The 13,878-nt window shown below is 41.8% G+C and carries 10 protein-coding genes; 2 read left to right on the top strand and 8 right to left on the bottom strand.

Features of this window, described 5'->3' with window-relative positions; all coding sequences use genetic code 11:
• Position 1: 1 nt before the first annotated feature.
• Positions 2–3,106: an efflux RND transporter permease subunit gene (locus tag ABD036_RS11515; RefSeq protein WP_343860040.1), complete on the bottom strand. Its 3,105-nt coding sequence runs from the start codon at positions 3,104–3,106 to the stop codon at positions 2–4.
• A gap of 703 nt (positions 3,107–3,809) precedes the next feature.
• On the opposite strand from ABD036_RS11515, the gene ABD036_RS11510 reads away from it, so the two are divergent.
• The gene (locus ABD036_RS11510; RefSeq protein ID WP_343860038.1) at positions 3,810–5,195 is read left to right on the top strand and encodes a carbohydrate binding domain-containing protein; all 1,386 of its coding nucleotides are present in this window, start codon (positions 3,810–3,812) and stop codon (positions 5,193–5,195) included.
• A gap of 167 nt (positions 5,196–5,362) precedes the next feature.
• Here the strand turns inward: ABD036_RS11510 and ABD036_RS11505 are convergent, their stop codons facing one another.
• The 4 genes from ABD036_RS11505 to ABD036_RS11490 all read right to left on the bottom strand — a co-directional run bounded on the left by ABD036_RS11505 (position 5,363) and on the right by ABD036_RS11490 (position 8,616).
• Complete coding sequence (locus tag ABD036_RS11505) at positions 5,363–6,187, bottom strand: LytR/AlgR family response regulator transcription factor (RefSeq protein WP_343860036.1); 825 nt, start codon at positions 6,185–6,187, stop codon at positions 5,363–5,365.
• Positions 6,177–7,256 carry a sensor histidine kinase gene (locus tag ABD036_RS11500; RefSeq protein WP_343860034.1) on the bottom strand — a complete coding sequence of 360 codons (1,080 nt, stop codon included), beginning with the start codon at positions 7,254–7,256 and terminating at the stop codon, positions 6,177–6,179. Before ABD036_RS11500 ends, ABD036_RS11505 begins: the two co-directional genes overlap by 11 nt.
• A gap of 127 nt (positions 7,257–7,383) precedes the next feature.
• Positions 7,384–7,845 (bottom strand): Mpo1 family 2-hydroxy fatty acid dioxygenase, encoded by a 462-nt coding sequence (locus ABD036_RS11495; protein ID WP_343860032.1) that lies wholly within the window; start codon positions 7,843–7,845, stop codon positions 7,384–7,386.
• 90 nt (positions 7,846–7,935) lie between these two features.
• Positions 7,936–8,616, bottom strand: a complete 681-nt coding sequence (locus ABD036_RS11490; protein ID WP_343860030.1) for a PilZ domain-containing protein — start codon at positions 8,614–8,616, stop codon at positions 7,936–7,938.
• Positions 8,617–9,391: 775 nt separating this feature from the next.
• On the opposite strand from ABD036_RS11490, the gene ABD036_RS11485 reads away from it, so the two are divergent.
• Positions 9,392–11,191 (top strand): M61 family metallopeptidase, encoded by a 1,800-nt coding sequence (locus ABD036_RS11485; RefSeq protein WP_343860028.1) that lies wholly within the window; start codon positions 9,392–9,394, stop codon positions 11,189–11,191.
• 8 nt (positions 11,192–11,199) lie between these two features.
• Here the strand turns inward: ABD036_RS11485 and ABD036_RS11480 are convergent, their stop codons facing one another.
• From ABD036_RS11480 to ABD036_RS11470, 3 genes are all read right to left on the bottom strand, one after another.
• Complete coding sequence (locus tag ABD036_RS11480; protein ID WP_343860026.1) at positions 11,200–11,583, bottom strand: hypothetical protein; 384 nt, start codon at positions 11,581–11,583, stop codon at positions 11,200–11,202.
• Between the two features lie 617 nt (positions 11,584–12,200).
• Positions 12,201–13,007 (bottom strand): M23 family metallopeptidase, encoded by an 807-nt coding sequence (locus tag ABD036_RS11475; protein ID WP_343860024.1) that lies wholly within the window; start codon positions 13,005–13,007, stop codon positions 12,201–12,203.
• Positions 13,000–13,875 carry a 6-pyruvoyl trahydropterin synthase family protein gene (locus ABD036_RS11470; RefSeq protein WP_343860022.1) on the bottom strand — a complete coding sequence of 292 codons (876 nt, stop codon included), beginning with the start codon at positions 13,873–13,875 and terminating at the stop codon, positions 13,000–13,002. Before ABD036_RS11470 ends, ABD036_RS11475 begins: the two co-directional genes overlap by 8 nt.
• Between the last annotated feature and the right edge of the window lie 3 nt (positions 13,876–13,878).

Here is a 13,878-nt window from a genome sequence, read left to right as displayed (position 1 = left end):
TTTATGAATGGCCGATGACGGGCTCAGCCAATTCATTGTTAATAGTTCGGTTTTCACTTATTGACGTCCGTTGACGAAGCATCAATAACGTGGGCAACAATAAAAGGGTGAAAATGGTACTAACGCTCATTCCGCCCACGATCACGGCCGCTAATCCACGATAGATTACGCTACCGGCACCAGGCAAAAGCAGCAGCGGTAACATACCGAAAATAGAGGTTAAGGTGCTCATGAATATGGGTCGTAAGCGCAACAGTAAGGCTTGATGAACGGCATCATGACGGCTCAGACCGGCGCGCTCGCCATTACGCGTTTGATGCACCAGTAAAATGGCATTATTGACTACCAAACCAAGTAAAATAATGAAACCAATCATGGTCAGTAGATCCATAGGTTGGAAGCTGATCAAATTGAGTAGGCGCACCGCTATAACCCCTCCCACGGTGGCAAGAGGTATACTCAAAATCACCATTAGGCTGTCGGTGGCGCTACGAAATAGCCCTGCCATCAAAACAAATAGCAGTGCCATTGCAAACAAGAAGTTTTGACTCATAGTGACTATGGCTTTGTTGAGGCTATCGGCACTGCCGCCATAATTAATTGCGCCGTCAGGTGGCATCAAGGCACGTAACTCTGGCTCCACCTCTTGTTTAATCTTAGCCATGGCTTCTTCTAATGACATTCCCTCTGGCGGGTTGACCGATAGATTTAACGTTCTGCGTCTGTCTACTCGCTGAATTCGACTAGGTCCAACGGATCTGACTACGTCGACCAACTCCCCCATTTGCACCATTTCACCACTGGGAGTCATAACAGGAATAACACTAAGCTGTTCGGGTGTTTCCCATTTTTGCGCTTTAAATATGATATTCATTCGTTTAATGCCGTCAAAATATTCACCCACATACATACCATCGCCCATGGAACGAATTAGATTGGCCACACGACTACGATCTAGTCCTACTTCCATTAATCTGGCATCTTTAGGATAAAGTTGTAGTTCTGGTTCGGCTTGTTCTAAACCTGGGTTTGCTCGCACATTGGCTCCGGGGAAACTAGCGCGCAGGAGTTCTAACCCTCGCTGGGCTGCCACTACAAGTCCTTCTTGATCCGTACCTTGCAGTCGCATATCAATACTTCGTCCATTACCAAAACCACCAAACAAGTTACCTTGCATTGTAAAGGCTTGGGTGTCAGGCAAGTCGCGAAGTATCTCATCTCTTACTAGGTTTTCCAGCTCCCTAACCTTACCCTGATCTTTCGCCCTGACACCTAATGTGCCGCCGTTTGGCCAAGTAATGATGTAATAGTTTTTAAGCGCAGGCTGTTTTTCACCCGCCATATAAGGTTTGAGACGTTGTACCACCAATGACAGTACCTCTTGTTGGATGAATTCCTCACTTGCACCCGCTGGAAAATTAAAATATGCGTCAATTGCATCCCGTTTAACCGGTGGCAAATAATCGAGTTTTGGCATCAACAAAAAAGTTACTGAAAGTGGTAGCAACATTAGAATAGCGATGGTTGTCCAGCGACGTTTTAGCGTTTTGTTTAGCACCATGATTTTGTCAGCAATGCGTTGCCACACACCGGCTAGTCTATCTTTAGGTAAATCACCCGTTAGCCAATAACTAGCGGCAACGGGCAGCACAGTTACAGCGACTATAAATGACATCATCACCGCTATCGCAATGGTAAGCGCTAAATCCGCAAACAGTTGTCCTTCAACATCCTGTAGGAATATCACCGGAATAAAAATGGCAATCGTGGTCGCCGTTGACGCTAATAGAGCGCCAAACACTTCCCGCGTGGCGCGCTGCGCGGTTTCAATAGCAGGCTCTGCATCGCGTTTATGCCTAACAATATTTTCCAACACCACAATAGCGGCATCGAGCACCATCCCCACCGCAAAGGCAAGTCCAGCTAACGAAATGACGTTCAGTGAACGCCCTGTTATTTGCAGCACAACAAAGGTACTAAGCAATGAAATTGGGATGGCCAATGCAACAATTAAGGTCGCTTTACGCTGACGCATGAACCACCATAGGATGGCAACAGACAATAATATGCCAATCACTAAATTACTGGTGACAAGGTTTACCGCTCGATAGATAAACACGGATGCATCGAATGATTGCACCATAGTAAGCTGTTGTGAGGCCAGAACATGAGTATTGATTTCAGTGACCCGCTGTTTCACGGCTTCAAGGGTCGCCAAGACATTAGCGCTATTTTCTCTATCGATGCGAATTGAAATAGCAGGATTGCCATTTTGCACACTGTAGTTTGAGCCTTCTGCCCTTTTTATTTGAATGCTTGCGATATCACGTAATTTAATTGGGCTACCATCGCGCCACTCAAGGATCATCTCGCCCATCTCTTGCGGTTGATACTTCCCTTGAAAACGCAGGGTATATTTTCGTCGCCCCACATCGACAAACCCACCCGAGACATCGTTTGATGTGCCCAACATACGAGAAATATTGGTTAAATCCACGCCCAGCTCGGCAGCAAGGTAAGGGTCAAATACAATTTGAAACTCCTCACTGCCCCCAACACCGCTTTCCATTCTAACCCTTGCGACACCCTCAATAGATTCCAAACGAGGACGCACGACATCTTCAAAAAAGGTAACATAACTGCTTATCTCATTATTGTTACCTGGTAGCTTTTGTAAAAAGAAGTAGGTCAGTGCCGGTGTACCACCGCCGCCTCCGCCCATCATGATGTTAGGCGATAAAGCGTCTCGCGGTAATGGAGGGATCCGATTCATCCGACTTATCACCTCAATCAAAGTACGCTGCATGTCGGTATCCAAGCCAAACTCCAGATTAATCCATGCATTACTTTGATTGGCCCAGGCGTTCATACTGGTTAAGCCTGGTATTCCCTGCAGGACCTCTTCTTGCGGCTCTAATATCTCTGATTCTATTTCTTGGGGAGATGCTGCACGCCAAAAAGTTTGGATTGCGATAGTGGGTCTTTCGATATCAGGAAACAACTGAATAGGTAATTTGAATAAACTATAGAACCCCAAGAAAGCAATAATGCTAACGGCAATTGCCACTCCTGACGCATTTTTCAACGCAACTTTTGTAATGTCCATGACGCTTTCTTCTGGCTGTCGTAAGTGCTATTAACTATAAGTCGCATTAAGGAGCGAAAAAGTTTAAATCCATTAGTCGCAGATTAATTGCGATTAGTGACACGGCAAAAAAATGAGCTACATAATGGCGCGATGAATGACATTTTTGCTCAGGTTTAATTACGGTTTTATTGCATAAGATAGCAATATGGAATGATAAGTTGATGGTTATTACAACCAAGAATTGTCTGCGCAGCGAGACAATTTATCTCTATAAATTGGTCCGAGTTCAAACATCCATTTCACAACCAGAACTGCAGTGGAATAGCATATATAAATCATCAGTGAGCAATCTTTAAGCGCAATTCAGTTAGTTAACCTTCCGCTATTTCGTGAATTTTCTAAGAGACTGGATATGTCAATTATCTATTGTTGGATCCCAACGCTAGTCTACACTTTATCAGTCAACAAGGAATGTGACTCAGAATTACGGTGATGTTGGCTAGTTCAAAATAGGAAATTTAGATTACGTCTACCTTTAGTAAACGAATAATGAATAGGAATAGTTTTCAGTGAGAGTCAAACTACTCGAAAGTTTCTAAGCTTTTGACCAGTTTTCGATAGTCACTAACTTTACGTAAGTCGTTCTTAGTTAACACTGTTTAAATTACTTTCTAATCATAAATTAAATTGAGTAGTGATTCATAACTGTTAAGGAATACAAATGTTAAACTATCAAAAACTACTACTGATACTATTACTTCCACTGCTATTTTCCGCAAAGATACAGGCTGATGTCGTCATTGATGAATTTAGCAATGGCCCTTTAGGAGGCGGGGTATTTTATAGCGATTCAAATGGCCCAGCGGTTAACTTTCTCATAGATACGCCTGACGCATTAAGCATTAGCGCAGTGCCTGGTAAAATGGCGAATGACAATTTGCTCTCAGTTTCTTTACCAGCTAGCGTCTATGCCGGAGTAGGACATACCCTTGGTGCTGCTCAAGATTGGAGCCAATCTCCTACCATTACGTTCTGGCTTTATGGAAACAATTCAGGCAACGAACTGTCTTTTAATCTTGTAGATCGTGATAGTAATGGTTTAACCGAGGTTTGGATTAGTCCTTTTTTCGATAATTTTGTCGGTTGGAAGAATATCGAAATTGGATTAGACAATTTTGCACGCGCCAGTTTTAGTAATATTGGAGACGGTGTCTTAAACACCGAAAATATCGAAGAGTGGTCGTTTTATGCTGAAACACGTGATGGTGGTGGCGTAACGCCTGCGACCTACTTTTTGGATGATATGAAACTGGTATCTACCCCTGCAAATGTGTTTGGGATCTCTATAGTCAATTTAAAAACTGGCGATGTAATTGATATTGCTAACCCCAACGATAACCCCGCGTTTAACCCGAGCTTTTCCAACAATAGCAAAAAACTTGCTTATGATACCTATGGTGAATACACCGGCATTTATATAGCAGATTTGAAAAGTGGCAATACATATCCCCTTGAAGGCGGGCTAGATGGTAATGATGCATCCTGGTCACCTAACGGCAAACACATTGTGTTTGACCGATACAACCGCACTGAAATTGTCGTTGTACCATCGGGTGGAGGAAGCGCTCAATTTGTCACCTATGGATTTGATGCGGAATGGAGTAATACCAGTAAGAAAATTGTTTACAGCGATGCAGGAGCCTTAAAAACGATTAATATTGATGGCTCTTCTGAAACCCTCATCTCCTCTTTTGGCATAAACCCAAATTGGTCACCCAACGGTAAGCAGATTGCGTTCTCCGATGGTGAAAATCTATGGGTAGTCGATGTTGATCGCAAAGGCAATGCTGTAGGCTCACCTTATCAAGTGACTTTCGATGGGCCAGATATTTATAATCAACAACCAAGTTGGTCTAACAACAGCAAATCCTTAGTTTTCCATTCGAATCGGACAACCAACAATTCGGATTTTGATATATGGCAACTGAACATTTCCAGTGGTGAAATTTCTCGTTTAGCGGGTTCGTCGAATGTTGGTGATTTTGATCCTAGTTATTCCAAAAATGGAAAATTGGTCGCGTTTGGCACCAACCGTAATTCCAATTAGTCGTCTCAACAAATAGACGTATCCATGAACCTTTATAAAGGTCACTTCAAACAAGGTGGCCTTTATTAAAGGTCCACCTGAGGCTCTAAATCTTAATTAGATAGGAATGGTGCGGTGGAGTACACCGAATTCAACGTTTAGGGTGGTGTAGAATTAGACTGACACAATCAAATGCGGATCATCTCTTTGACTTTATCACGATGACTGCGACTGACTTTAAGCTCTGAGCCATTGGTAAGAACCAAATGATATTCACCACTGATATGACTCACCATCTTATTCACAAATTGAATATTCACAATTGCACTGCGGTGGGCACGGACAAATTTTCGCGGGTCGAGATCTTCTTCCAACTCTTTCATGGTGCGGCGCATAATGTGAGTTGCATCACTGGCATGCACACACATATAGTCGCCCGCAGCATCAATCCATTGGATTTCGTCTACTGCGACTCGAGTCACCTCTGAACCATCTTTAATTGCTAATATATTCGGATAACGCTGAGTTTCAATAGGTTCACCAGAAGCCAGACGCTTTAAAATGTCTTCACAGTCATCACCAGTAAATTCAGCAACTAACTTGGCCAATTTATATTTATGATCACCCTGCCTATTGAGTTTGAATACTTCGGTCACTTTTTCGATGGCTGTGGCTAAACGTTTCTCGTCAATTGGCTTGAGAACGTAATCAAGTGCATGAATATCGAATGCTTTGATCGCGTAAGTGTCATAGGCAGTAACAAACACAACGAGCGGAACTGGCTGTTGAAGCTCCTTCAATTTGTTAATCACTTGAAAACCATTGAGTCCAGGCATTTGGATATCTAAAAACACTAAATCTGGACGTAACTGTGGGATCAGAGTGACGGCTTCCAATCCATTTTGGCATTCACCAAGCAGCTCGATATGTTCGAACTCTTGTAATCTGATGGACAGTCCTTTGCGAGCCAATGGTTCATCATCAACGATCAATGCAGTTATTTTAGTTGTCATGTTCACCTACCTCAAACGGGATACGAATATTGACTTTGATCCCCGTGGGTTGATTATGCGATACAACGAATGAGTGATTTGTTGCATAAAGAGAGTTTAATCGTTCATGGATATTCGGCAGGCCAACCCCATTGCAACGTTTCAATTGGCCATTTTCTATTTCTGCACCTGGACCATTATCTGACACTTCTAGCATCAAATCACGACCAAAAGAACGAGCCACTATGCTTATTTTGCCACCTTCCTGCATTTTTGAAATCGCAAACTTGATGGCGTTTTCAATAATGGGCTGCAGAATCAGGCTGGGCACCAATGCGTCTTTACAGTTATCAGCAATATCCCAGCTTACGTCAAGCCGGTCATCAAAACGTACTTTTTCTATCTCTAGATATAACTCCAACGCTTGAATCTCATGCTTTAGCGGAATTTTTTTAATCGGATCTTTATCCAATGAATAACGTAAAAAATCACTTAAGCGACTGACCATTGCCTCTGCCGTTTTATTATCTTTGACCAAGATAAGCGTGCTGATGGCATTAAGTGTATTGAATAAAAAATGGGGATTAAGCTGATAACGCAGCATTTTAAGGTGTGCTTGGTGCGCCATAGTAGAAGCCTTTAGCGCATTTTGCTTTTCTTTTTGTAGCATCTGGAAGTTTTTAATACCGAAGTACAAGCCACTCCAACAGACCACCATTATCAACGAGTTAATGGTATTGGTAAAATACATGTACCAAACTTCGGGACGATAACCGTGTTTGTATATTTCCCAATAATTGACGTTTTTAAGGACAGCCCAACACAATGCAATGAAATAGGCGCTGATTGCAATTGTGACCAACATTTTCCACAAAGGCTGTAATCGCGCCCAACGATAGATATACCGCAACGGAATGGTTAATAGCCAACCGGCCATGGCATTTAAACCAATAACAAATAACCAGACTCCCCGCATGTCGTGTAAAAAAGAGCCGATATAATACACCACCGCAAACCCAGCCCACCCTCCGGTATGCAAGGTCCAAAATAGTCTTTCTCGGTTTTCAAATAGCTTTTGCCAGTTGATCAAATTAACTCTCTACAAAACAGCTTATGGTGAACATTATATGCTGAGCGCTGGAAATTAACTTGTTGTTAATCCCAAGCTTAGTTCCATTTAACGCAAATATTCTTTAGGAGGCTCTAGATTTTAGTATCTAGTATTGAATATTGAATCGCTTGAGCCAATGTCCCCACCACCAAGCGGGACCAATCAACAAGAACTGTATATCTTTTAAGAATGACGGTTTTTTACCTTCTATGTGATGTCCGACAAATTGTAAAATCCACATTGCAATGAATAACACTAAAGAAAACTGCCAAACCGATATTCCGACATACACTAATAATTGAACACCACCAAAGCAGGCCATCGTTAGCAGCGTCATAGCGGCACCAATAGGACCTGATAATTTAAAGTAATACCACAGTAAAGGAAGAGCCAAAACATGAGCCCAGGTGATGTTAAAATAGTCTAATAATTCGACAGTGGGAATAGACCAAACTAGCGCAAATGTTACAAAGTAAATGGCCGGTACTGCGATAATGTGAATGAACACATTGGTCTTGTTTTGATGACTTTCACCATATTCGTTTAGTAGAGCCTCGACTTTACGCATAATATCCTCTTTATTATTATTTTTGTTTTAAGATAGCTCAGTTAATCATGGGTGTTGACTTAGATACTTGTAGGTTAGATTAAGCTGGTTTTAGGATATCATCAACTGCTGTAACAGCTCTTCAACAAGTTCCTCTGAACCTTCAAATTTAACACCGAAATAATATCGGGTTTCATCTGACTTTTGATTCATTACCATTGCTTTTAGTTTCGACACCTGACCATTTGGATTCTTAATTGAAAGCGTAATCTTTTCATTATGTGCGAGCTTTTGACTAACCAAGGCGCGATCTATTGAGACTCGACAACCTCCCATGGAAATATCGATGATCAGGCCATCATATAACACTGCATTCGACATCCCATCAAGCACTTCAACGTGGACATGAACTTGTGAGCGCTGTTCGCATCGCAACGGGTGACATTGCAACGACAATGGGAAACTTGTAAAAATATAATTACTTGGTTTACTTAAAATAATATTGGTTTTTACTTTAAACGCCACAACCTCACCAACATCATCCTCGTAGATATAGCGTACAACAAGGCTACTATCTACATAGATTGCATCCCGCAGGCTCCCCCATCGTGATTCATCGGGAAATTTAATGATCAGCGACTTGTTGCCATCCATGCCAATAAACTCTGTTCTAACACGTTTGATTCCAGACACTGACATGATTTGTAAATCCAATGAAAGTCCAGGACGCATGCTCCTAAGCTTACGCAAGTCTTCACGAGTAAGGCCAAATTTTTCCTGTAATATCGCCACTTAGGTTTCAGTCTCCCTGAACATCGGTTACACCCTTATTATTAGTTACTTTCTTTATTCACTGATTTATAACATATTTACCATGTATATCCCCCTCGAACAACTATATGTACCTCCCGACAATAGTTACTATTTCAACACAAAACACCAACCTCATTATCTTTAAAACCAACTCTTAGGACAGCCATCGTTAACATGGACAGTCATCATTAACATGGACAGCCATCATTAGCATGGACAGCCATCATTAGCATGGACAGGCATCATTAGCATGGACAGCCATTATTAACATGGACAGCCATCATTAACATGGACAGCCATCGTTAACATGGACAGGCATCATTAGCATGGACAGCCATCATTAACATGGACAGCCATCATTAACATGGACAGTCATCATTAACATGGACAGCCATCGTTAACATGGACAGACATCATTAACATGGACAGCCATCATTAACATGGACAGGCATCATTAACATGGACAGGCATCATTAACATGGACAGCCATCATTAACATGGACAGCCATCATTAACATGGACAGTCATCGTTAACATGGACAGCCATCGTTAACATGGACAGGCATCGTTAACATGGACAGGCATCATTAGCATCATTAACATGGACAGCCATCATTAACATGGACTGGCATCGTTAACATGGACAGGCATCATTAGCATGGACAGGCATCATTAACATGGACAGGCATAGTTCAATTAACTAAATAAAGTGAATGAGTTATGCTAAGCGAAAAACGTTGTAGGAAGATAAATTTTGTCAAACATATCCCAAGTTCATTATGCCGTGAGCCTAGAATCTATATCCGGTCATTATTTCCGAGTGACACAAACTATCCACTTGTCAACGATTGAAGATATTATGGTTAGTCTGCCAGCATGGATCCCAGGGAGTTACATGATCCGTGATTTCTGTAAAAACATCGTTAAATTTGATGTTTTTGATGCCAATGATGAGTCCTTACCATACGAGAAATTAGATAAACAAAGTTGGCGTATTACTCCTAATAGCAAAATCATAAACATTACCATGCTCGTGTACGCTTATGATTTATCTGTCAGGAGCGCTTATATTAATGATGAGTACGCATTTTTTAATGGCACTAGCTTATTTTTGCGCTGCCATGGTTATAGCGGTCGCTGTTCAATGACGCTTGCTCTTCCGGATAAAAAACAAGACCGCTGGCAAATAGCGACATCTATGCCTCGGGATAACTCGCAATCAAATAAATACGTTTATTTAGCGCAAGATTACGACGAGTTGATTGATCATCCCGTATTGATGGGTGAGTTTGACATCGCTAGCTTTAGAGCAAAGGGAGTAGATTTCAAATTCGTTCTTACGGGTAAGCACAAAGCTGACGTGGAGCGTATATGCCAAGATTTAGTCGCTGTCTGTGAACATCATCTTGCACTTTTTGATTACAACATCCCGATTGATGAATATTGGTTTATGACGCTGTTATGTGAAGGTGGTTTTGGTGGACTTGAACATCGAGCATCAACCGTTTTGCAATACGCAAGAAACGAGCTACCTACAGTGCGCCAAAGAAAAACCATGCCAGATGGCTACCGTCGATTTTTAAGCCTGTGTAGTCATGAATTTTTTCATACTTGGCATGTTAAACGCAACAAACCGGACGTCTTTATACAATTAGATTTAAGCAAGGAAGTGTATACCGAACAGCTTTGGATTTATGAAGGTTTCACTAGTTACGTGGATGATTTGAGTTTAGTCAGAAGCAAACTGATTGAACCTGAGAGCTATCTTGAGTTACTAGGTCAAAACTTAACACGGTTGTCTCGAAATCCCGGACAATTCAAACAAACGGTCACAGAGTCGAGTTTTGACGCATGGACCCGTTTTTATCAACAAGACGCCAGCGCGGCCAATAATATAGTGAGTTACTACGCCAAAGGCGCTGAAATTGCGCTTTGTCTAGACTTGTTAATTAGACAAGAAACCCATGATGAGGCCAATTTATTTAAGGTAATGCAACTACTTTGGCGTCAATTTGGCAGCATAAATGTTGGTACCCAGATTGACAGCATTAACAGCACAATAAAACAACATCTAAACATAGATTTGGGATCATTCTTCCAACACGCATTATATTCAACCAAGCCTTTACCCACTGAAGAATTGCTAAGAGGTGCTGGCATTGAAGTGTGTTTTCGATCGCAATGTGAGCCAGGTGATAAAGGTGGTAAGTCAGCAGAAAAAGAAGCCCGGGTTGGCTTTGGGGCAAGTTATGAAGACAACAGTATCGGCGTTAAAATAACGCAAGTATTAGAGTCCAGTCCAGCCTATGAGGCTGAGCTATTTGTAGGAGATGTCTTGATTTCTGTAGAGCAGTGGCAAGTTAGTAAGTCAAAATTGCAATCTATTTTAGACGACCACTACGATCAGCAATATCTAACAATGCATGTCTTGCGGGATGGCAGATTAGTGCAATTGAACTTGCCGGTACATGAAGCACAAAAAGACATTATTTATTTGCAAACACGAGACCCCGCATTACGTGACAATTGGTTAATGAGGCCTAATTTAAGTTGAACTTATAATTAAAAATAGCCGCCGTTTTTATTCACAATGGCTGAGAGCATAAACCCAATAGTACTGCTTAACAAAATTAATCCAACGACGAAGAAAGGCGTAAATTTCGCAATCGCGAAACGTACATTGCGCCTTTCAATACTATCGACCACCTCATCAATATTGCCGTTTTGATAATGATGGCGATTAATAATGTAGCGTCCGGTAGTGCTGATAGGGGTGAAATAAAAATGGTATTTATCCAATAAATCTCTGAGACGATCTGGATCCATCTTAGTCTGCGCTTGCACATCTTCAAAGGCTACGCCGAAAGGTTCATAACCGTCTAAAACGCGATGAATTTTAACCACCTCAGATGACTTCATCGGTTTTATGCCGATAATGGTACTCATGTTAAAGTCATATTCCATGATGCTCACTCAGATGCTATTTTTTAAACAATATATCACTTTTGAAAACACCTCATGGTACAGTTTTTTGAAATTTATTTGGGTAAGCTCGCCTTGGTGAAAGAGCAAAAACGAGTCATCACCTTCCCCGTATCTTTACATTAAGCTGAACTTTGCGTGAGATGCCTGGAGCAATTAAATATTACATCACTATTTCAAAGTGTTAGTAAGGATAGATAGAAACGAATCTTCAAAAACACGCATCAATGATGCAATTTTTGCGATTATCAAGGCGAGCTTTAGTACTTAATAGCTGACCTATTGCTAGAAAACTCAACGCAGACAAGCGTTAAAAGAGCGTAATTGAGAGGCGCTTATTATCCAATAATCTAGACTAAATTAGATAAGCTGAGAACAAAGGATATTTGTTCGCTTTAAAACTGATTTTTGCATTGAGAAAACAATGAAATGTATTGCTTGAGTTAATAAGCATCTGGCGTGGTCGGTTACTGTATTAAAAGCTTTCGACTTGCTAGCAACGACGAGCGTGCTCCTTGGTAAACGTTACCAAGGTTACTTTGATGCAAAGCATGTTCCTCAATAGATAAAGTTGAAATGGGTTAATTGACTCTTTCAGGGACTAATAAAGCCGGATCAATACGGGTCTTGCCCCAATTCATCCGCCAATCGAGATGCGCGCCCGTCACCCGGCCAGTAGCGCCAATCTCTGCTACTAATTGCCCCTGTTTAACCTTATCTCCAACCTTTATATGACCTGCATGCAAATGCAAGAAAGTAGAAGAAATCCCATGCCCATGATCGATGATCATAGTGCCACCAGAGTAATACATGTCAGGCACCCATAAAGTGACTATACCATCAGCTGGAGAATAAACCGGTGTGCCGACTGGTGCGGCTACATCAACCCCGAAGTGCGGTCTTTTTGGCTCACCGTTGAGTACCCGTTGGCTCCCATATACACCACTGATAGGACCTTCGGCGGGCCAAATAAAAGACTGCATGAAATCGATTCTATCGTCATTTAACTTTCGCGCAGCGCCAACCTGTTGATTGTCTTTTCGAATACGCTCTAACACCTCTTTAGGCGGCGTGACCATTTTCGGTGGTAACCCATCGATTCGTTGAATGGCATAATCGCGTTTACTTAATTGTAAAGATTTATGCTGTTGTTCGCCTTCAATCTTGATCCAGCGCAATACGTGGTTTAACTTTGCATCGCGTTCAAAGCCAAAAGCAAAATATCCCTGATCAGACACTTTCAGCGCTTGTTCATTCAGCCACACCTGCGTTCCTGGCTCAACAGTGCCACGGATCAAACTCCCTTGGGTTAGTTGGCCTTGCAAGGTCATCGCGTTTGAAGCCAAAGCACACACCATCACTAAGAACCCGATGCAAAGCTTAAGCATAAGCGATAGCTCCTTTACCGACCCCTTCAAATGCCAGCACCTTGAAATCTGCATCGTCTTTTAAACGCTTTAACTCTAACGCCATGTACTGCGCTAAACATTCAACCGTGGAGTCCATATCAATAATTTCACTTTCTGCCTTAGGTATTGCCATGGCAAATTCACCTTGTGAAGATTCGTATTGAAAAACATAGTGTTCATTTAAGTCTGTAGATTTATCAGCAAAAACACTTTTTGACCAATCAACACAGTCTTCAGTGCTGCCAATATAGATATCTTTCCAACGTTCGGCCCAATAAGTTTGCCACTTATCACTGAGTTGCTGATCTTGGTACACGAGCACTTTTGAGCGATGACCATGGGCTATTCGCTGACAGTTACCATCGTGCTTTTTAAGCCCGTGGGTATAATGATAAAACGGCGTTTCAATGACTTCAGGACGCAGTATCAACTCAATTCCGCCAACATTGCTGGGTAAATGTGTTGCAATCACTTCTTTTAGATATTGGCCGACACTGGCAATTGTAACCGTATCAGCGTACACGAAAGCATAAGCTTCAGCGGGGCAGATAAGATGAATACTGCGGCCTTTAGGTCGGCAGAAGTCGACACTCACTTGATCGCTATTGGCATATCGAGTCACTTGGCTGTAGGGATGATCGGCCGGAACTAATAACTTATGATCGACGTATTCATCAATCAAGTATTTCAGTTGTTTTTTAACTTTACCAAAATCCAACACCATACTTTCTTCATTTAATTCACCATCTAAAATCACATCAACGATCCAGCTTTCCCCCACCATTCCCCGCTCTGGGCACAGGTAAGAAAAGTCCATAACAGTAAGATCATTGACAAAAAGCTGCATAAA

The organism is Aliiglaciecola litoralis (genome assembly GCF_039523355.1).
GTDB lineage: Bacteria > Pseudomonadota > Gammaproteobacteria > Enterobacterales > Alteromonadaceae > Aliiglaciecola > Aliiglaciecola litoralis.
The sequence above is the reverse complement of the archived record's forward strand: the minus strand, read 5'-3'. Positions and strand labels throughout refer to the sequence as shown.